Annotated in this window: 19 protein-coding genes; 16 read left to right on the top strand and 3 right to left on the bottom strand. The window is 49.3% G+C overall.

Going from position 1 to position 19969, the window contains the following annotated elements; translation table 11 throughout:
- Positions 1 to 185: 185 nt before the first annotated feature.
- Positions 186 to 1127: a formate/nitrite transporter family protein gene (locus tag C2U53_RS27790; RefSeq protein ID WP_054176038.1), complete on the bottom strand. Its 942-nt coding sequence runs from the start codon at positions 1125 to 1127 to the stop codon at positions 186 to 188.
- A 290-nt stretch (positions 1128 to 1417) separates the two neighbouring features.
- On the opposite strand from C2U53_RS27790, the gene mlaA reads away from it, so the two are divergent.
- On the top strand, positions 1418 to 2173 hold the full coding sequence (gene mlaA / locus C2U53_RS27785; RefSeq protein WP_044258452.1) for a phospholipid-binding lipoprotein MlaA: 756 nt from the start codon (positions 1418 to 1420) through the stop codon (positions 2171 to 2173).
- Between the two features lie 61 nt (positions 2174 to 2234).
- On the opposite strand, the gene fadL is transcribed toward mlaA, so the two are convergent.
- Entirely contained in the window at positions 2235 to 3575 is a 1341-nt protein-coding gene (gene fadL, locus C2U53_RS27780) for a long-chain fatty acid transporter FadL (RefSeq protein ID WP_042999959.1), read from the bottom strand.
- A 373-nt stretch (positions 3576 to 3948) separates the two neighbouring features.
- On the opposite strand from fadL, the gene C2U53_RS27770 reads away from it, so the two are divergent.
- The 4 genes from C2U53_RS27770 (at position 3949) to sixA (ending at position 8561) form a co-directional block, all read left to right on the top strand.
- Positions 3949 to 4233, top strand: coding sequence for a YfcZ/YiiS family protein (locus tag C2U53_RS27770; protein WP_042317736.1), 285 nt, complete (start codon positions 3949 to 3951; stop codon positions 4231 to 4233).
- A 180-nt stretch (positions 4234 to 4413) separates the two neighbouring features.
- Positions 4414 to 5724, top strand: coding sequence for an acetyl-CoA C-acyltransferase FadI (gene fadI, locus C2U53_RS27765; RefSeq protein ID WP_104446766.1), 1311 nt, complete (start codon positions 4414 to 4416; stop codon positions 5722 to 5724).
- Complete coding sequence (fadJ, locus tag C2U53_RS27760) at positions 5724 to 7883, top strand: fatty acid oxidation complex subunit alpha FadJ (RefSeq protein ID WP_104446765.1); 2160 nt, start codon at positions 5724 to 5726, stop codon at positions 7881 to 7883. The genes fadI and fadJ overlap by 1 nt, the downstream gene beginning before the upstream one ends.
- Before the next feature lie 192 nt (positions 7884 to 8075).
- On the top strand, positions 8076 to 8561 hold the full coding sequence (sixA, locus tag C2U53_RS27755; protein ID WP_042999962.1) for a phosphohistidine phosphatase SixA: 486 nt from the start codon (positions 8076 to 8078) through the stop codon (positions 8559 to 8561).
- Positions 8562 to 8777: 216 nt separating this feature from the next.
- Here sixA and smrB read toward each other — a convergent pair whose 3' ends face one another.
- Positions 8778 to 9329, bottom strand: coding sequence for an endonuclease SmrB (gene smrB / locus C2U53_RS27750; RefSeq protein WP_044327348.1), 552 nt, complete (start codon positions 9327 to 9329; stop codon positions 8778 to 8780).
- Between the two features lie 168 nt (positions 9330 to 9497).
- Here smrB and prmB point away from each other — a divergent pair, with 168 nt between their 5' ends.
- From prmB to C2U53_RS27695, 11 genes are all read left to right on the top strand, one after another.
- Positions 9498 to 10430 carry a 50S ribosomal protein L3 N(5)-glutamine methyltransferase gene (prmB, locus tag C2U53_RS27745; RefSeq protein WP_042999964.1) on the top strand — a complete coding sequence of 311 codons (933 nt, stop codon included), beginning with the start codon at positions 9498 to 9500 and terminating at the stop codon, positions 10428 to 10430.
- 26 nt (positions 10431 to 10456) lie between these two features.
- Positions 10457 to 11542 (top strand): chorismate synthase, encoded by a 1086-nt coding sequence (gene aroC / locus C2U53_RS27740; RefSeq protein WP_042999965.1) that lies wholly within the window; start codon positions 10457 to 10459, stop codon positions 11540 to 11542.
- Positions 11543 to 11545: 3 nt separating this feature from the next.
- Entirely contained in the window at positions 11546 to 12370 is an 825-nt protein-coding gene (gene mepA, locus C2U53_RS27735) for a penicillin-insensitive murein endopeptidase (RefSeq protein WP_042999966.1), read from the top strand.
- Positions 12370 to 13179: a sulfite exporter TauE/SafE family protein gene (locus C2U53_RS27730; RefSeq protein ID WP_042999967.1), complete on the top strand. Its 810-nt coding sequence runs from the start codon at positions 12370 to 12372 to the stop codon at positions 13177 to 13179. The genes mepA and C2U53_RS27730 overlap by 1 nt, the downstream gene beginning before the upstream one ends.
- Entirely contained in the window at positions 13179 to 13727 is a 549-nt protein-coding gene (locus C2U53_RS27725) for an elongation factor P hydroxylase (RefSeq protein ID WP_044258458.1), read from the top strand. The genes C2U53_RS27730 and C2U53_RS27725 overlap by 1 nt, the downstream gene beginning before the upstream one ends.
- Before the next feature lie 31 nt (positions 13728 to 13758).
- Positions 13759 to 14043, top strand: coding sequence for a YfcL family protein (locus C2U53_RS27720; RefSeq protein ID WP_042999969.1), 285 nt, complete (start codon positions 13759 to 13761; stop codon positions 14041 to 14043).
- 437 nt (positions 14044 to 14480) lie between these two features.
- Positions 14481 to 14711, top strand: a complete 231-nt coding sequence (locus tag C2U53_RS27715; protein WP_042999970.1) for a Flp family type IVb pilin — start codon at positions 14481 to 14483, stop codon at positions 14709 to 14711.
- Positions 14712 to 15048: 337 nt separating this feature from the next.
- Positions 15049 to 15993, top strand: coding sequence for a hypothetical protein (locus C2U53_RS27710; protein ID WP_042999971.1), 945 nt, complete (start codon positions 15049 to 15051; stop codon positions 15991 to 15993).
- A gap of 47 nt (positions 15994 to 16040) precedes the next feature.
- Positions 16041 to 17456: a type II and III secretion system protein family protein gene (locus tag C2U53_RS27705; RefSeq protein ID WP_042999972.1), complete on the top strand. Its 1416-nt coding sequence runs from the start codon at positions 16041 to 16043 to the stop codon at positions 17454 to 17456.
- 15 nt (positions 17457 to 17471) lie between these two features.
- Positions 17472 to 18617, top strand: coding sequence for a hypothetical protein (locus C2U53_RS27700; RefSeq protein WP_044258464.1), 1146 nt, complete (start codon positions 17472 to 17474; stop codon positions 18615 to 18617).
- A gap of 60 nt (positions 18618 to 18677) precedes the next feature.
- Positions 18678 to 19967, top strand: a complete 1290-nt coding sequence (locus C2U53_RS27695) for a CpaF family protein (protein WP_042999974.1) — start codon at positions 18678 to 18680, stop codon at positions 19965 to 19967.
- Positions 19968 to 19969: the final 2 nt, after the last annotated feature.

The raw sequence follows: 19969 nt of genomic DNA, 5'->3' as shown, positions 1-19969 counted from the left end.
AGATATTGTGTACATCTTTGGGTACATAATGCATTTAATTTTTATGTATAAAATCATTATATTCAATTGCTTATGAATTTTAATAACCTTATCCATTTAACTAAGGGGACGAGGCGGCACGAGTATACCGGTTTTTGTTTGCCCCGGTAAGAGAGTGACCGCCTGACTGTTCAAACCGTCGCCATTCAGGACTGTTTTTCCTCCTTTTTCTGCGCATTGTCTCTTTTTTGTGCCGCGATTCTGGCTTCTTCTTTGCGGGCGTTGCTCATATCGTTGCGGATCTGCGCGTGGCTCATCAGGGCAAAGATAAAAGTACCGCCGCAAATGTTTCCGGCAAGCGTGGGTAAGGCAAACGGCCAGAGGAAATCGCTCCAGTGCAGCGTGCCGTTAAATACAAGATAGAGAATTTCGACCGACCCGACGACGATGTGGGTGGTATCGCCCAACGCAATCAGCCACGTCATCAGGATGATCACCACAATTTTCGCTGCACCCGCCGCCGGGAACATCCAGACCATGGTGGCAATCAGCCAGCCGGAAATAATGGCATTGGCAAACATCTCCGTAGGTGAATTTTTCATCACGTCCATGCCGATCTTCACGAACGCATCGCGGGTCTCTTCGTTGAAAATGGGCATGTATTCAAAGGCCCACGCCGCGACGCCGGTGCCCAGCACGTTCCCCAGCAGTACGATACCCCACAGTCGCATCAACAGGCCCGCGTTACTGAGCGTCGGATTCTGCATGACGGGCAGCACGGCGGTGACGGTGTTTTCAGTGAACAACTGCTGACGAGCCATGATGACGATGATAAAGCCAAAGGTATAGCCGAGATTCTCCAGCAAGAAACTGCCGGGTACCCCCTCCAGTTCAACGTGGAAGATCCCTTTTGCCAGCAGCGAAGCCCCCATCGAAAGCCCGGCGGCGATGGCAGACCACAGCAATGCCATCGCGTCCCGTTCCAGCTCTTTCTCCCCGTCCTGACGAATATGCTCATGAATCGCCATCGCCCGCGAGGGGAGGCGATCCTCATCCAGTTCTATCTTCTTCCCATTCTGTTTTTCTTCACTTTCGACGGCAAGTTCGTCGCTATGTTTATCTAATTTGTCGTTTTCATGATCGACCATCATTCGTCTCCGGTATGAGCACTGACACGTTAAAGCGTAGCGGTTTTTAGCCTGCCCCCGTCAGGACATGTTCTGAAAACGCAAAAATGGTAACGTTTGTTTTTCTTCATCCCGCTAAAATAGAAGCGCGACGATTCTGGTGTGACCAGGCTATGATCAAATCAACAAGTTCGGTGATATAGACATCGTTTGACGTACTGTTACAATCGCTCACACCTTTACAGGCGGATACGATAGCGTTCCGTCATGGATGGCAATCAGCGATAGCCATAATTAACAGGGAGACATTTATGAAGCTTCGCCTGTCGGCGCTTGCGCTGGGAACCACACTGCTGGTGGGGTGTGCGAGTTCCGGCACAGAACAGCAGGGGCGTTCAGACCCGCTTGAAGGGTTCAACCGCACCATGTACAACTTCAACTTTAATGTGTTGGATCCGTATATCGTTCGACCGGTGGCCGTCGCATGGCGTGATTATGTTCCGCAGCCTGCCCGTAATGGTCTGAGCAACTTCACTGGCAACCTGGAAGAGCCGGCGGTGATGGTGAACTATTTCCTGCAGGGCGATCCGTATCAGGGGATGGTGCATTTCACCCGCTTCTTCCTCAACACGATCCTGGGGATGGGGGGCTTTATTGACGTCGCCGGTATGGCGAACCCGAAACTGCAGCGTGTTGAACCGCATCGCTTCGGCAGCACTTTAGGTCACTATGGCGTAGGTTACGGTCCTTACGTGCACTTACCGTTCTATGGTAGCTGGACGATCCGTGATGATGGCGGCGATATGGCGGATACGTTATATCCGGTGCTCTCCTGGCTGACCTGGCCGATGTCTATCGGTAAATGGACGGTTGAAGGGATTGAAACCCGTGCCCAGTTGCTGGATTCCGATGGTCTGCTGCGTCAGTCTTCCGATCCCTATATTATGGTTCGTGAAGCTTACTTCCAGCGTCATGATTTTATCGCTGATGGCGGCAAGCTCAAGCCGCAGGAAAACCCGAACGCGCAGGCGATTCAGGATGAACTCAAAGAGATCGATTCCGAGTAAGCCAGATTGAGCAAATAAAAAGGTGAGCTAAAAAGCTCACCTTTTTTACATCTGCAAGAAATCAGAATGCGTAGTTGAAGTTGGTACCGAACAGCCAGGCTTTACCTTCAGACTCGAACTGGTACGGACCTTCGTTAATCTTAACGCTCTGACCGTGCATGTAAGAGACACCAACGTCCACAGACGCATCTTTATTGAAGGCGTAGGTGGTACCGGCGCTCAGCCAGAAGCGGTCTTGATCCGGAATCGAGATAGAGCGGTTTTGTGATGGAACCGGGCTATCATCGAAGGCGATACCGGTACGGAACGTCCAGTTATCATCGTAGTAGTAGGTGGTTCCCAGTGCGATGCGGTAAGCGTCTTTAAAGCCTTCATGTTTCTGGAACAGCGTATCACCACTGGTGGATTTCGCTTTCAGCTCCTGGAACTGACTCCAGCTGGTATAGGCCAGGCTGTAGTGGATAGCCCACTGCGGCGCTACGCGGTTATAACCGGACACTTCCCACATTTCTGGCAGGTTAAGCGTCAGGTAACCTGACTGAGTGGCGCCGCCGGTAGCGGTCGGGATACCCAGGTTGTAGTTGTTGATCGCCGGAGGCAGATCGCTGCTGTAATTACCTTTAAAGTCAATTTTGACTTCAGAACGGTAGGTCAACGCGTAGCGGTTGTTTTTATCCAGTTCATACAGGATCCCGGCGTTCCAGCCGAAGCCCCATTGGTTACCATTCAGATGAGCAATTTTGGTATCGCTTGGGATGCCATTTGCGGTGGCAGCCAGTTGCTGACCCTGCGGCGTTTGTCCGGCAGGAGAGTTCATCACCTGACCGGCGACCAGTTGCCCCAGATCACCGGCGAAGCGTTCGATTTTCGCACGCGCATAAACGGCGTTCAGACCAAGACCGAAGCTCCAGGCGTCGTCTAAGCGATAGGCGCCGCTTAAGTTGAGGTTCATGGTTTCGAGGTCGGTGGTACCGCCAACAGAACCGCCTGCGTAGGTATCGTTGAACTCTGTTGCCAGACCGTAGTTAGAGGTAATTGATGCCCCCCAACCGAACTGATCGTTAATTGGCGCAACAAAGTGTGCGTTTGGCACCCATGCCGTTGGCGCGATGTTATCGGCATCAAGGCTACGGCCAGACGGAGAGCGTCCGCTGATGTTGACGTCCGGATCGATATAGACCGCACCCGCAGAGAACGTCGGGCGATCGAACATTGTGATCAGCGCTGGGTTACGGCTGACGTTACCTGCATCGTCTGCGATAGCGCCTTCACCCGAATAGGCCCGGCCGAGGCCAGAGGAAGAAAATTCGTTTAACTGAAAGCCTGCAGACCAGGCCTGGGTGGAGATAATTGCCACTGCGACTGCGAGAGCAGACTTTGTTAACAGGGTTTTCTGGCTCATGACCATAACCTCAATTGATTTATTTTTATACAAACTATGTTACATGGTGTAACAGGAGCGCGAAGTGTAGGGTCTGTGGTACAACATAGAAATCAGACCAGTGGCGTGAGTATAGGTCTGACCAGCTGAAATGTTGCAAGTATGTTTATAACTTTTTTCAATTGTGATCTTAAAAACGCGATCCAGCTGGCAAAATTGACGGTTTGCGCACTCACCCTTTTAGGTGAAATTTGTTTTAGATCATTTTTAATTGTGATTTCGGTCACTTATCGCATTTCGCACAATTAACAACTGGAGAGGTGAATGTGGGGGGCGTAAAATATCCCCATCGTTTATCTGGCACCCTGGGTGCGAAATACAGAGGAAATCTACAATGAGTAAATGCAGTGCTGATGAAACCCCGGTTTGCTGCTGTATGGATGTTGGTACCATCATGGACAACTCCGATTGCACCGCATCATACAGCCGCGTGTTCGCTAACCGCGCAGAGGCTGAAGAGACGCTGGCGGCGCTGACCGAAAAAGCCCGTAGCGTGGAATCTGAACCGTGCAAAATCACCTCGACCTTCACCGAAGAGTCTGACGGCGTGCGTCTGGATATCGATTTTGTCTTCGCCTGCGAAGCCGAAACCCTGATTTTCCAGCTGGGTCTGCGTTAATCCCGCCTCGTTGTTTCTGATGCCCCGGTGAGTTTTCCCCGGGGCATTTTCGTTTCAGGCAGTGATTATTCACTGTGTCGTAGCTCTCACTTTCTTTGCGCTCCGCTTGGCTAAATGTAAAAAATTGGTTAAGACTATGATCAGGTCAGACCACTTATTTATTTTTTACAGGGGAGTGTTATGAGTCAGGCATTACCGCTGGTCACCCGTCAGGGCGATCGCATCGCCATCGTGAGCGGATTACGTACGCCTTTTGCCCGTCAGGCGACCGCATATCATGGCATTCCCGCCGTCGATCTCGGCAAAATGGTGGTTGGCGAACTGCTTGCACGCAGTGAAATCCCTGCTGATGTGATTGAACAACTGGTTTTTGGCCAGGTGGTACAGATGCCGGAAGCGCCGAACATCGCGCGTGAAATTGTGCTCGGGACCGGGATGAATGTGCATACCGATGCCTACAGCGTCAGTCGTGCCTGTGCAACCAGTTTTCAGGCAGTGGCTAACGTCGCAGAAAGCCTGATGGCCGGCACCATTCGTGCGGGTATCGCTGGCGGGGCTGATTCATCTTCGGTGCTGCCCATTGGCGTCAGCAAAAAACTGGCGCGGGTGCTGGTCGATGTCAACAAAGCCCGCACGATGGGGCAGCGTCTGAAACTCTTTTCCCGTCTGCGCTTGCGCGATCTGATGCCCGTCCCGCCTGCTGTGGCGGAATACTCAACCGCTCTGCGAATGGGCGATACCGCTGAGCAGATGGCGAAAACCTACGGGATTACCCGTGAACAACAGGATGCCCTGGCGCATCGCTCTCATCAGCGGGCTGCCCTGGCGTGGGCAGAAGGTAAGCTCGCCGATGAAGTCATGACCACTTACACACCGCCTTTTAAAGAGCCCCTGTCTGAAGATAACAATATTCGCGGCAACTCCACGCTGGCAGATTACGCCAGACTGCGTCCGGCATTTGACCGCAAACATGGCAGCGTTACGGCGGCAAACAGCACTCCGCTGACCGATGGCGCGGCGGCAGTCATCCTGATGACGGAATCTCGAGCGAAAGAGTTGGGGCTGGTTCCGCTCGGCTATCTGCGCAGCTACGCGTTTACCGCGATCGATGTCTGGCAGGATATGCTGCTGGGTCCGGCCTGGTCTACGCCGCTGGCGCTGGAACGTGCGGGCATCACAATGGCCGATCTGACGCTTTTCGATATGCACGAAGCCTTTGCCGCGCAGACGCTTGCCAATCTCCAGTTACTTGGCAGTGAGCGTTTTGCCCGCGACGTGCTCGGTCGAAGCCATGCCACTGGCGAAGTGGATGACAGCAAATTTAACGTACTTGGCGGTTCAATTGCCTTTGGACATCCATTTGCCGCGACGGGCGCGAGGATGATCACGCAAACGCTGCACGAATTACGTCGTCGTGGTGGCGGCTTTGGCCTGGTCACCGCCTGCGCAGCGGGTGGGCTGGGTGCGGCAATGGTTCTGGAGGCGGAATAATGGAAATGACATCGGCTTTTACGCTTAACGTGCGTCTGGACAACGTCGCGGTCATCTCTGTTGATGTCCCCGGAGAAAAGATGAATACCCTTAAGGCGGAGTTTGCCACGCAGGTACGCATCATTCTTAAACAGATTCGCGAGAACAAGGCGATTCGCGGCGTCGTCATTATTTCTGCAAAAGCGGACAATTTTATTGCCGGGGCGGATATCAATATGATTGGCCGCTGCAAAAGCGCCCAGGAAGCAGAAACGCTGGCGCGACAGGGGCAGCAACTGATGGCCGAGATTAACGCGCTGCCGATTCCGGTGGTGGCCGCCATTCACGGCGCTTGCCTGGGTGGCGGACTTGAACTGGCGCTGGCCTGTCATACTCGCGTTTGCACGGACGATGCAAAAACCGTACTCGGTTTACCGGAAGTGCAACTCGGGCTGCTGCCGGGGTCGGGCGGTACCCAACGGCTACCCCGACGGGTGGGTGTTAGTACGGCGCTGGATATGATCCTCACTGGTAAGCAACTTCGCGCGAAGCAGGCGCTGAAAGCGGGGCTGGTGGATGAGGTAGTCCCGCAGACGATCCTGCTGGATGCTGCCGTGGAATGGGCGAAAAAAGATCGTCCCGTTCACCGCGCTTTACCGGTTCGTGAACGTATTCTGGCGGGCCCGCTCGGACGGGCGTTGCTGTTCCGCATGGTTAGCAAGAAAACAGAACAGAAAACCCAGGGAAATTACCCGGCGACAGAACGTATTTTACAGGTGATTGAAACCGGACTGGCACAGGGGAGTAGCAGCGGCTATGACGCGGAGGCGCGCGCGTTTGGCGAGCTGGCGATGACGCCGCAATCGCAGGCGTTACGCAATATCTTTTTTGCCAGTACGGACGTGAAAAAGGATCCGGGCAGCGAGGTGCCGCCAGGGCCGCTTAACAGCGTCGGCGTATTAGGTGGTGGACTGATGGGCGGCGGTATTGCGTACGTCACAGCCTGTAAAGGTGGCTTGCCAGTTCGTATCAAAGACATAAATACCAAAGGAATCAATCACGCGCTGAAATACAGCTGGGATCAGCTTGAAACGAAGGTACGTCGTCGGCATATCAAAGCCAGTGAACGTGACAAACAGCTGGCGCTAATATCGGGTTCGACCGACTATCGCGGCTTTTCCCATCGCGACCTGGTGATTGAAGCGGTATTTGAAGATCTGTCGTTAAAACAACAGATGGTGGCGGAAGTTGAGCAGAATTGCGCATCCCACACCATTTTTGCCTCCAACACGTCATCTTTACCGATTAGCGATATTGCGGCCAAAGCGGCCAGGCCTGAGCAGGTGATTGGTCTGCACTTCTTTAGCCCGGTAGAAAAAATGCCGCTGGTGGAGGTGATTCCGCATGCTATGACGTCGGGGCAAACCATCGCCACTACGGTTAAGCTGGCGAAAAAACAGGGCAAAACGCCAATTGTGGTGCGTGATAAGGCTGGGTTCTACGTAAACCGCATTCTTGCGCCGTATATCAATGAAGCGATTCGCCTGCTGACCGAAGGTGAGCGGGTCGAGCAGATCGACAGCGCACTGGTAAAGTTTGGTTTTCCGGTTGGGCCAATCCAACTTTTGGATGAGGTCGGAATCGACACAGGCACTAAAATTATACCGATACTGGAAGCCGCTTATGGCGAGCGTTTTAGCGCCCCTGCAAATGTTGTTTCATCAATTTTGAATGACGATCGCAAAGGTAGAAAAAATGGTCGGGGTTTCTATCTTTATGGGGCGAAAGGGCGTAAAAGCAAAAAACAGGTCGACCCTACAATTTATACGCTTATAGGCGCTCAGGGGCAGAGCCGGCTCTCCGCTTCGCAGATTGCGGAACGCTGCGTCATGTTAATGCTCAATGAGGCGGCGCGCTGCTTCGATGAGCAGGTGATCCGTAGCGCGCGCGATGGTGACATTGGCGCAGTGTTTGGTATTGGTTTTCCTCCGTTTCTCGGTGGCCCGTTCCGTTATATGGATTCTCTCGGGGCGGGTGAAGTGGTTGCGGTATTGCAACGTCTGGCTTCGCTGTATGGTCCGCGGTTCACGCCGTGCGATACGTTGTTACAGATGGCGGAGCGGGGTGAAAGTTTCTGGAAAGCAGATGAAACTGACCTGAAAGAACAAGGTCAAATGTAAGGTATATCCGCACTGAATGGCTGTGGGTTGGTTAAATTGTAAACACAGATTGACTATACTTACGCCATTGAGGTAAAACACAGCGTTTCATTCAGTGAACGGATAAGGCACAATGCCGGCCACTGCATTACAGCAACCCTGAGGGGTTTTGGCTGGGGTGCGTGTGATTCTGGTTAACAAAAGCGGTGCAATATGCAAGTTTTTATCATGCGTCACGGCGACGCGGCCCTCGATGCCGCCAGTGATTCGGTTCGTCCCTTAACCCCCTGCGGTTGTGACGAATCACGCCTTATGGCGAACTGGCTGAAAGGTCAAAAAGTGGATATCGAACGTGTTCTGGTGAGCCCGTTCCTGCGAGCCGAACAAACGTTGGATGTGGTAGGGGGATGCATGAACCTGCCACGCGACGTGGATGTTTTGCCGGAGTTGACTCCCTGCGGCGATGTCGGTCTGGTCAGCGCCTATTTGCAGGCTCTGGCCAATGAAGGCGTAGCCACCGCGCTGGTAATCTCCCACCTTCCGTTAGTGGGTTATCTGGTGTCCGAGCTGTGTCCAGGCGAAACGCCGCCGATGTTTACCACCTCCGCGATTGCCAGTGTGACGCTGGATGAAAGCGGAAAAGGGGTGTTCAACTGGCAGATGAGCCCGTGCAACCTCAAAATGGCGAAAGCGATTTAACCGCTGTATTCTCTGTAAAGAACCGCTGATGCGGCTCTTCAGACTGCTGACAAAGAAGAAAAAACGTGGTTTTTCCTTCTTTGTGGTTATCAGCCGAAAATCAATAAATTGATTTTCTTGGTTTTTTAATGAGGTGCTCTCTGCTTGTCGGGGGGCCGGAATCAGGTTTATCACTACGCTAAAGAGCCGCTGATGCGGCTCTTGTTGTTTCTGTGCTCAGGGCAGTTCCGGCGGCGCCCACTCTTCCACTTCGATTAACACCAGCAGCGCGGCATCGCCGCCGTACTCTTTCGGTGCCTGATGGAAGGCCATGACGTGCGGATGCTGCGCCAGCCACAGCGGCGTCTGTTGTTTCAGCACATGTTTGCCGTGACCGTGCATCACGCAGGCGCAAAACACATGTTCCCGGCGGCAGGCGGCAATCAGCGCGCCCAGTTCCTGCTTTGCCTGAAGCTGCGTCAGACCGTGTAAATCGAGAAACAGCTCCGGAGAGTAATCGCCACGGCGCATTTTCTTCAGCTCGAAATGGCTCACGTCAGGACGGACATATTTGATCGGGCCTTCCGTATTCAGCAGCGGCTGAAACTCATCAGAGAAATAATGGCTGGCATCGGCCTGCTCCGAAAGCAGCCGCTTAACCGGCACCTCGGTGATCTTTTTACGCAGCGGGCGATGAACAATGGTGTCCTGTTTAATCTGACGGGTGCCGGTCATCAGCTGCCGGAACAGCGCCTGGTCCTCCTCGCTCAGCGATGTTTTCTTTTTCATTCTGTGATCTCATCTTTTTTTATTGTCCGTTAGTTTACCCGACTCGATGCGGATGCGAATGCTCAAAACGCAATTTTCACCCGCAACCCCTGCGTGATTGCTGATTTATCGCCGTCTTCATGGCAAACTAGCCGCCGAAATTAATGCGAGCATGCCCTGGAGGAACAGGTGGATAAAATTTTCGTTGATGAAGCAGTGAGTGATCTGCATACCATTCAGGACATGTTGCGCTGGGCGGTCAGCCGTTTTAGCGCGGCGAATATCTGGTACGGTCACGGTACCGATAACCCGTGGGATGAAGCCGTGCAACTGGTGTTGCCATCGCTGTATCTGCCGCTTGATATTCCAGAAGATATGCGTACCGCGCGCCTGACCTCCAGCGAACGCCACCGTATTGTTGAGCGCGTAATCCGCCGTGTGAACGAACGTATTCCGGTGGCCTATCTGACCAACAAAGCCTGGTTCTGCGGCCATGAGTTTTATGTTGATGAGCGCGTGCTGGTGCCGCGTTCTCCAATTGGTGAGTTGATCAACAACCGCTTTGCGGGGCTGGTCAGTGAGCCGCCTCAGCTAATCCTTGATATGTGTACCGGTAGCGGCTGTATTGCGATTGCCTGCGCCTATGCCTTCCCGGAAGCGGAAGTGGATGCGGTAGATATCTCGGCGGACGCGCTGGCCGTGACCGAACACAACATTGAAGAGCACGGTCTGATCCATCATGTCACGCCGATTCGTTCCGATCTGTTCCGTGATCTGCCGAAGGTTCAGTACGATCTGATCGTAACCAACCCGCCGTACGTTGATGCGGAAGATATGTCCGATCTGCCTAATGAATATCGTCATGAGCCGGAACTGGGTCTGGCGTCCGGCACTGACGGCCTGAAACTCACCCGTCGCATTCTGGGCAACGCGCCGGATTACCTGTCTGATAACGGCATTCTGATTTGTGAAGTCGGTAACAGCATGGTACATCTGATGGAACAATATCCGGATGTGCCGTTCACCTGGCTGGAATTTGACAATGGCGGCGATGGCGTCTTTATGCTGACCAAAGCCGAGTTGATTGCTGCCCGCGAGCACTTCAGCCTCTATAAAGATTAAACCACAACGACAACAACGAGACCGCAATGGCAGGAAATACAATTGGACAACTCTTTCGTGTAACCACCTTCGGCGAATCGCACGGGCTGGCGCTCGGTTGTATCGTCGACGGTGTGCCGCCAGGCATTCCGCTGACAGAAGCTGACCTGCAGCACGATCTCGACAGACGTCGCCCTGGCACGTCGCGTTACACGACGCAGCGTCGCGAACCGGATCAGGTGAAAATCCTCTCCGGCGTGTTTGAAGGCGTAACGACGGGGACCAGCATAGGTCTGCTGATTGAAAACACCGATCAGCGCTCGCAGGACTACAGCGCTATTAAGGACGTGTTTCGTCCGGGACACGCAGACTACACTTACGAACAAAAATATGGCCTGCGCGATTATCGTGGCGGCGGGCGTTCTTCCGCGCGAGAAACCGCGATGCGCGTGGCGGCAGGTGCCATTGCTAAAAAATATCTCGCTGAAAAATTTGGCGTAACCATTCAGGGCTGTTTGACCCAGATGGGCGACATTCCGCTGGCAATCAAAGACTGGTCGCAGGTCGAGCAAAACCCGTTCTTCTGTCCTGACCCTGATAAAATTGAAGCGTTGGACGAGCTGATGCGCGCGCTGAAAAAAGAGGGCGATTCCATTGGCGCGAAAGTGACCGTGGTCGCCAGCGGTGTGCCGGCAGGCCTGGGTGAACCCGTCTTTGACCGACTTGATGCCGATATCGCCCACGCGCTGATGAGCATCAATGCGGTGAAAGGCGTCGAAATTGGTGACGGCTTTGAGGTCGTGGCGCTACGCGGCAGTCAGAATCGTGATGAAATCACCAAAGACGGCTTCCAGAGCAATCACGCCGGCGGTATTCTGGGCGGGATCAGTAGCGGCCAGCAAATCGTGGCCCACATGGCGCTGAAACCGACGTCCAGTATTACCGTTCCGGGTCGCACAATTAACCGTTTTGGCGAAGAGGTGGAGATGATCACGAAAGGTCGTCACGATCCGTGCGTGGGGATCCGTGCGGTACCCATCGCGGAAGCGATGCTGGCGATCGTGCTGATGGATCACCTGTTACGTCAACGGGCGCAAAATGCGGATGTCAAAACGGATATTCCACGCTGGTAAGAGATGAAAAAAACCGCGATAGCACTGCTGGCTCTGTTTGCCAGCGCGGCCAGTCTGGCGGCGACGCCGTGGCAGAAAATTACCCAGCCCGTGCCGGGCAGCGCACAGTCAATTGGTGGTTTCTCGAACGGCTGCATTGTGGGGGCGGACACGCTTCCCGTGCAGTCGGATCACTATCAGGTGATGCGCACCGATCAGCGCCGCTATTTTGGCCATCCCGATCTGGTGATGTTTATCCAGCGACTGAGTACGCAGGTGAGCAATCTGGGGTTGGGAACGGTGCTGATTGGCGATATGGGAATGCCCGCCGGTGGTCGATTTAACGGCGGACATGCCAGCCATCAGACCGGTCTGGATGTAGACATTTTCCTGCAGTTGCCAAAAACACGCTGGACTCAGGCGCAACTGTTGCGTCCCCAGGCGCTGGATTTGGTTGCCCGTGACGGTAAACATGTTGTGCCTTCGCTCTGGAAATCGGAAATCTCCAGCCTGATTAAGCTGGCGGCGAAAGATAACGACGTCACGCGTATTTTTGTGAATCCTGCCATAAAACAACAGCTCTGCCTGGATGCCGGTACCGATCGCGACTGGTTACGTAAAGTGCGACCCTGGTTCCAGCATCGTGCGCATATGCATGTCCGATTACGTTGCCCTGCCGACAGCCTTGAGTGCGAAGATCAACCTTTGCCTCCTCCGGGCGACGGTTGCGGCGCTGAGCTACAAAGTTGGTTTGAACCGCCAAAACCTGGAACAACAAAGCCTGAGAAGAAGACACCGCCTCCGTTGCCGCCTTCCTGCCAGGCGCTTCTGGATGAGCATGTACTCTAATGGATAATTTTGCGGACCTGTTTATGGTCTCTCCGCTGCTGTTGCTGGTGCTGTTTTTTGTGGCAATGTTGGCTGGATTTATCGACTCACTGGCGGGCGGCGGCGGCCTGTTGACCATCCCCGCGCTGATGGCGGCAGGGATGTCTCCCGCGCAGGCGCTGGCAACCAATAAACTGCAGGCCTGCGGCGGTTCGATTTCATCTTCAATTTATTTTATTCGCCGTAAAGTGGTGAACCTCGCCGAGCAAAAACTCAATATCGCGATGACGTTTATTGGTTCGATGAGCGGCGCACTGCTGGTGCAGCATGTGCAGTCAGGCGTGTTGCGACAGATCCTGCCTGTTCTGGTGATCTGCATTGGTCTCTACTTTTTGCTGATGCCGAAAGTGGGCGAGGAAGACAGACAGCGTCGCCTGTACGGTCTGCCGTTTGCCCTGGTGGCCGGTGGCTGCGTAGGCTTCTACGATGGTTTTTTTGGCCCGGCGGCAGGTTCATTTTACGCGCTGTCGTTTGTCATGCTGTGCGGCTATAACCTTGCTAAATCGACGGCTCACGCCAAGGTGCTGAATGCCACCTCCAATATTGGCGGCCTGCTGCTGTTTGTCATCGGCGGGAAAGTGATTTGGGCCACCGGATTTGTCATGCTGATCGGGCAATTTCTCGGGGCGCGGATGGGCTCCCGACTGGTACTGAGCAAAGGACAAAAGCTGATTCGGCCCATGATCGTCATTGTCTCGGCGGTGATGAGCATGAAACTTCTTTATGATAACCATGGACAGGAGATTCTCCACTGGCTGGGGATGAATTAATGAACAGTACGCACCGCTACGAACAATTGATTGAGATTTTTAACGGCTGCTTTGCCGATGATTTTAATACCCGTCTGATTAAAGGCGACGACGAACCGATCTATCTTCCTGCTGATACGGAGATCCCGTATCACCGGATTGTTTTTGCGCATGGCTTTTACGCCAGCGCATTGCATGAGATTTCGCACTGGTGCATTGCCGGAAAAGCGCGCCGCGAGCTGGTGGATTTCGGCTACTGGTATTGTCCGGACGGTCGCGATGCGGTGACACAGGGGCAGTTTGAAGATGTGGAAGTGAAACCGCAGGCATTCGACTGGTTGTTTTGCGTGGCGGCGGGATATCCGTTTAACGTCAGTTGCGACAACCTGGAAGGCGATTTTGAACCGGACCGCGTGGTGTTTCAGCGTCGGGTTCATGCACAGGTGATGACGTATCTGGAGGAGGGCATTCCCGAACGTCCGGCGCGCTTCATCAAAGCATTACAGAATTATTATCACACGCCTGAACTTACGGCGGAACAATTCCCGTGGCCAGAAGCGCTCAACTGAAGCCAGTGCCACGTTACAATGAGGAAAGAAGATGATCGCGGAGTTTGAATCACGCATTCTGGCATTAATCGACGACATGGTAGAGCATGCAAGCGATGATGAGCTGTTTGCCAGTGGATATTTGCGTGGCCACCTGACGTTAGCCGTCGCAGAACTGGAAGGTACTGATGACCATTCTGCTCAGGCCGTCTATGCCAACGTCACCCGCAGCCTGGAAAACGCTATCGGTGCCGGTGAGTTGTCGCCGCGCGATCAGGCGTTAGTCAAAGAGATGTGGGACGCGCTGTATCAGAAGGTGGCGCATCAAGGCGTTTAATAATGACTCAACAGAGGGTCAATTAGACATCTAAGCGAAAGTGTCTCATTGTGGGTCCGATAGTGAATTCTTTATTGGACCCAAATTCTGGCAGGTCGCAAAAAAACAAATCTATTTAAATATATTGCATTATATTATCTCATGTGTAATTTAATTTAAATTAATCAGAAACGCCTCAAAAAAAGAAGAAAAAACGCACTATATAATTCCCACAAATTCAAACCAATCGTTTTGATGAATTGTAATCTGACAATTCAATCCCCTTCGCTATATAAATATAATCTTAAAAAAAAATCATAGGGTTATATTTTAGAAATCCAAAGTTCATAATGTTTCCAGCTTGAGCCATATACGAATTCAGGCTGCAGACTGTGTATACGCGCGACTAGCTATCAGGGTTGTTAGCTACTAAATGTATCATAATAGGGACTAAGAAAATGAATGAGCTACTCATCAAAGCTTATGTTAAGGGGTTAAATGGAGCCGGACGTGTCCATAACTACTTTAAAGATGAGCGAGGCGTGACAGCTGTAGAATATGCAATTGTACTTGCTGGCGTTGCAGCCGTAGTCGCAGTGATCTTCGGTAAAGATGGTACAGTACAGACGTTGTTAGAAAGTATTTTCAAAACGGTATCGCAACAGGTTTTGGATTCTATCACTTCATAATCAGCGTTGAGATAATGCGGGCAGGGAATATTCTGCCCGTACAGTTTAATAAAATAAGTATAAATAAATGGTGTGAAAACATCATTTTTTATGTGTAAGCAAAATATGGTAATCCCTTTGTAGACTTCGCAATCAGCAAAGTCCGTGCGGTAGCTATGTCCAAAATAAATGTATATCATGCACGCATTCCCCATTATACATTTACTTCTATTATAGTACTTAACTCTTATATTCAATATTATTCATAATATGCGAACAATGATGGTATCATAAATCATAGTTTGCGCATATAAATTATGACGTCACACTCATTAGCCTGATAACGTTGAGGATATCAATGAGCAAAAAATACTCATTAATAATTAATATTGCCATGATCGTTATTGGTATCATTGGTATGCTGTTTTATTATATGGCGAGCAAGAAACCCTTGGACAAGCCCCGTCAGGTGCAGAAAGTTGTACAAACAAAAGTTATCGAAGCACCAACGGAAAGTATTACCGTCGCCGTTGCGAAGAAAAATCTGCAAAAAGGGACGCGATTAACCTCTGGGGATTTTCAACTCGAAACCCTCAAGATAAAAGAGGGGGGGAATGAAAAAAGTACACTTTCAGTGGGCGATATTGATAACTGGATGCTGAAAAGTGATATTTCAGAAGGCGCAAAAATTCCCCAGGCAATTTTAGTTAAGCCAGGTAGCGAAGAATATATAAAAATGTCAGCAAAACCTGGAAGTATAGTCTACGGATTCTCTATTAAAAAAAATGATAGCTATCTCTTCAACAATGCGCAAGCTGGCGGCGGAGTAGATATTTATCTGGCCTATAATTTGAGAGTAACAAAAGACGAATCCGGAGAGATAAAGACCGCGCCAGTTACAGATGCAACGGATCATATTAATGGTCGGCATTTTAAAATGTTAATGAAAAATAAGAAGATACTGTCCATTCAAACAGTTACATCGAAAGTTAAAGCAGTAGTAAATGAACAAAACCCCATGATAAATGAAGGATATGTTTTAGTGGAGCTTACGCCTGCAGAAGTGATAATGCTAAAAGGTTTAGAGGATGCGAAACTGTATATTTTCCCTACGAGTGAAAATATTGCTGAATTTGATCCTGCTCATTCTGTCTTAGTGGGGGATGAAGGTCAGTGGCCGATTGATAATAGAAATATTTTATCGACAGCGGTTCAAAGTGCGACAACGATTCAAAATGACAGTGAGTTTATAAGAGAGTTTCGCGGTGAGAATAGTGCTAACAGTTCGATAAATAGCAAATAGCGCTAAAAGTATTAATAATACGGATGCTTAAAAATAAGGATAGATTTATGTCGAAAACAGCAAAAGTGCTCGTTTTATTTTGTTTATGTCCATTATTACTATCGTCTGCCTTTGGAGAAGATTTAACACTGAAGGAAGGGCAAGCAAAAAATATTTCATCGCAGCAGAAAATAGAGACTGTTTTCATCTCAAACCCAGAAGTTGCAGATTACAAAGTCATTGATAATAAAAAAATTGTCCTGTTCGCCAAGCAACCAGGTGTGGCTGATCTAACGATTTACGGAGTGAAAGGTAAAGTATTAAAAAAAATCAGCGTTGCCGTTGATGAAATCGGAAGCTCCCTGGCCCAAAAGGTGAATAAAAAATACCCTGGCACCAAAATTAGCATTGAGCGCTACATGAGTAAAGATAAGGCAACTTATATTATTCAGGGTGAAGTGGCGACAGAAGAATTAAGAGATGAGATCTATAACACTGTTGGTAGTCTTGTTGGCAGTGATAAAAAAGAAGAAGACGTCACATGGAATGAAAATTCGCAAGGCGGCGGCACGGGCGGCACCAAGATCGACCATTTAAGTAAAAAAAGATGGGACAATATCATCGATCGCATGACTGTACTATCATCGCCGCAACAGGTTAATGTGAAGTTAACCGTTGTTGAAGTGACTAAGCAATTCACCGATGCGTTGGGCATTGAATGGAGCAGCTTAACACTTGACAGTATCATCAACGGTGGGAGTACAGCAAACAGCGCGGGAGTCTTCAGCTTAATAGGCTTTAAAGGCGGATTTGATGCAGGAAACATTAGTACTGTTATCAACGCCGTCAAAAACGACAGCATTGCGAAAGTGTTAGCACAACCGAATTTAACCGTTCTCTCAGGAGAGTATGCCAGCTTTTTGGTAGGAGGGGAGATTCCAATTGTTGTCGACAGTGGTGGCAACAGTACGGCATCTGTGGAGTATAAGGAATACGGCATACGTCTTAATATTGGCGCAAAGGTGAATCGCACTGATAAAATACGTCTTTTCATATCTAACGAATTAAGTAATGTTACAGGGAGCTACACTTACAACTCCTATGCTATCCCGACCATTAACACCAGAAGAACACAATCCACAATAGAATTAGCCGATGGAGATAGTTTTGTCATCGGTGGATTACTGACTGAAACTGACCGAGAGTCTTTATCTAAAGTGCCGTATGCCGGCGATATCCCAATCCTTGGGGCTTTTGCCCGAAGCTCACAGACTGAAAGAGAGAAGAGTGAGCTGGTCGTATTCGCAACTGTAAAATTAGTAAAACCATTTTCAGCAGAAAATAGCTATAAAATCCCCACTCCCCAATACCATAAAACTTCAGTAGACAAACTTTTCTTCAATGTCGGCGTTGCTGATGAACATACTAATAGACTAGAAGAAGACGCAAGAAGTTTCATTTCACGCGGTGGATTTATCCGATAAGGAACGGGAGGGGAAATGCTGGATCTTACTAAAATTAACAAAAGAAATATTGAAAATAAAAATAACAATTCCACCATTGGAACTGTTGCTGTCATCTCATCACGTAGTCATGTTTCTGCTGGGGTAATGACCCAAATACGCGTGAACGGCTGCCATGACATTATCCAGGTAAATAAATTTTTCAATGATATTATCGATGATAAAGAATTAACATCGTCAGAGTATCTCATCGTTGATATTGAAGATTTTAACGATGTAGACGCTATACAGCAAAAGATAAAATATCTCTTTCCAGCTGCAACGAAAAAAATATTTATTGGTGATGTTGATTCAATTACCTTCAGCAATGAGATGAAGCGAATTGGGGCTGTATATTTGCATCTTGATTCACAAATTACATTGCTCGGTGTAACATTGAAGAATTTTGAAACTGATGTTACAAGTGTGAGCTATACACAACGCATCAGTATCCTGGGCTGCAAAGGGGGAAGTGGAACTTCTTTTGTCGCATACCAGTTTTTTAGATCAATTTGTGGATTAAGTCATTTACCTGTATTGCTTGTTCAGGGGCATACAGGCACACCCGATCTTGATCTCATATCAGATACCGCTCTACAACATGACGGTGTAATATCCTATATTGACGCAAATCGCGGAATGAAGATTGCTACTGATGAAGAGCAATGGCAGTTTGATTCGGACGAATACAAAAATTATAATATTGTTGTTTTTGACCATAACGTTACAACACAGGTGAGAGATAAACTTGCCTACATTGTCCCTGGTTCCGATTTTATCTTTATTGTTGTAACCAGAGAACTCTCATCAGTACGCAATGCCCGTCTTATCATTGATGAATTAGAAAGAACAACCACCACGTCAGACAATCAGAAGAAAAATTCAAAAAACATTATCATTCTGAATGAAAATCATCATTCAAGGCCGAATGAGTTGAATAAGGAAGATATAGAAAATTACCTGGGTAAGAAAATTGACATTGTACACCCTTACATTAAAGATGTAAAAAAGACTGATAACAAATCAGAACTTTATTTCTTTACGGCCAAAATGTTGGGTAAAAATATGAAAGGTGAGAAACCTGATGGCAATAAGAAAGGTCTATCACTATTTTCAATATTTAATAAGAAGAAAAATAATTAATGACCAGGTTATCATCGTGGCTATCCCTCGTCAAGGCACTATATTAATCATGGGCCTTATATGAATAAATCAATTTCCTTTATCTATTTCAGACAAGAAGTACTTAAAAACATAGATCTGGAACAAATTGAAAGTATCAAAGAAAACCGTGCGGAACTCATTAACGAAGTTAATACGGTTATTCGTAATGTTATTAATAACAATCGCACAGAGAATTATCTCTCTGCACCGGAGCGACAGGAGCTGTGTGAGTTAGTTGTTGATGAAATTACTGGCTATGGTCCATTGCGCGAGTTAATGGAAGATGAGTCAATTAGCGATATATTGGTCAACGGCCCGGATCGTATCTTTGTAGAACGTAAAGGTCGCCTGGAACTCTCTGATAAGCAGTTCATCAATAATGAGCAGTTAACAGATATTGCCCGACGTCTGGTGGGTAAAGTAGGAAGGCGAATTGATGACGCGCAACCGCTTGTGGATGCGCGTATGCCTGATGGTAGCCGACTCAACGTAGTTATTTCTCCAATATCTATTGATGGCACTTCAATGTCCATTCGTAAATTTGGTAAGGGAAATATAACTCTGGGAGAGCTAATCAAATATGGCAGTATGAATGAAATGATGGCCAATTTCCTGGTAATTGCAAGTCGCTGTAGAGTCAATATCATTGTCTCCGGGGGGACAGGCTCGGGTAAAACAACTCTACTAAATGCGATGTCCCAATATGTTGACGAAACTGAACGTGTCTTGACACTTGAAGATGCAGCGGAACTTCGTTTACAACAAGCACATGTATTAAGACTAGAAACGCGATTGGCAGGTTCAGAAAACCAAGGGCAAATCACGATGCGAAATTTGGTTATCAACTCACTTCGTATGCGCCCGGATCGTATTATTATTGGGGAATGCCGCGGGCCAGAAGCCTTCGAAATGCTGCAGGCAATGAACACCGGACATGATGGTTCTATGTCAACGCTGCATGCAAATAACCCGCGTGATGCATTAGCTCGTCTTGAGAGCATGGTAATGATGGCCAATTCAGCATTACCCCTAGTAGCAATACGGAGAAATATTTCAACTGCTGTGAATATCATTGTTCAAGCTTCACGTCTTCCCGATGGGTCCAGAAAAGTAATAAATATATCCGAAGTCATGGGGATGGAAGGTGAGAATATTATTTTACAGGATATCTTTTCTTATGCTGCTAATCCTGAAAGAGATAATAATGGTATGATCACGGGGACGTTTACATGTAACGGTCTTTTGCAGCGGTCAGCAGTTTATCGGCAAGCTTTAATTCATGGTTATCTTGATCCGTTACGGCAACTATTTGGGAATAAAGTCTCATGATA

Origin of the sequence: Citrobacter sp. CFNIH10, assembly GCF_002934585.1 — a bacterium.
In the GTDB taxonomy this organism is placed as follows: Bacteria; Pseudomonadota; Gammaproteobacteria; order Enterobacterales; family Enterobacteriaceae; genus Citrobacter_A; species Citrobacter_A amalonaticus.
The sequence above is the reverse complement of the archived record's forward strand: the minus strand, read 5'-3'. Positions and strand labels throughout refer to the sequence as shown.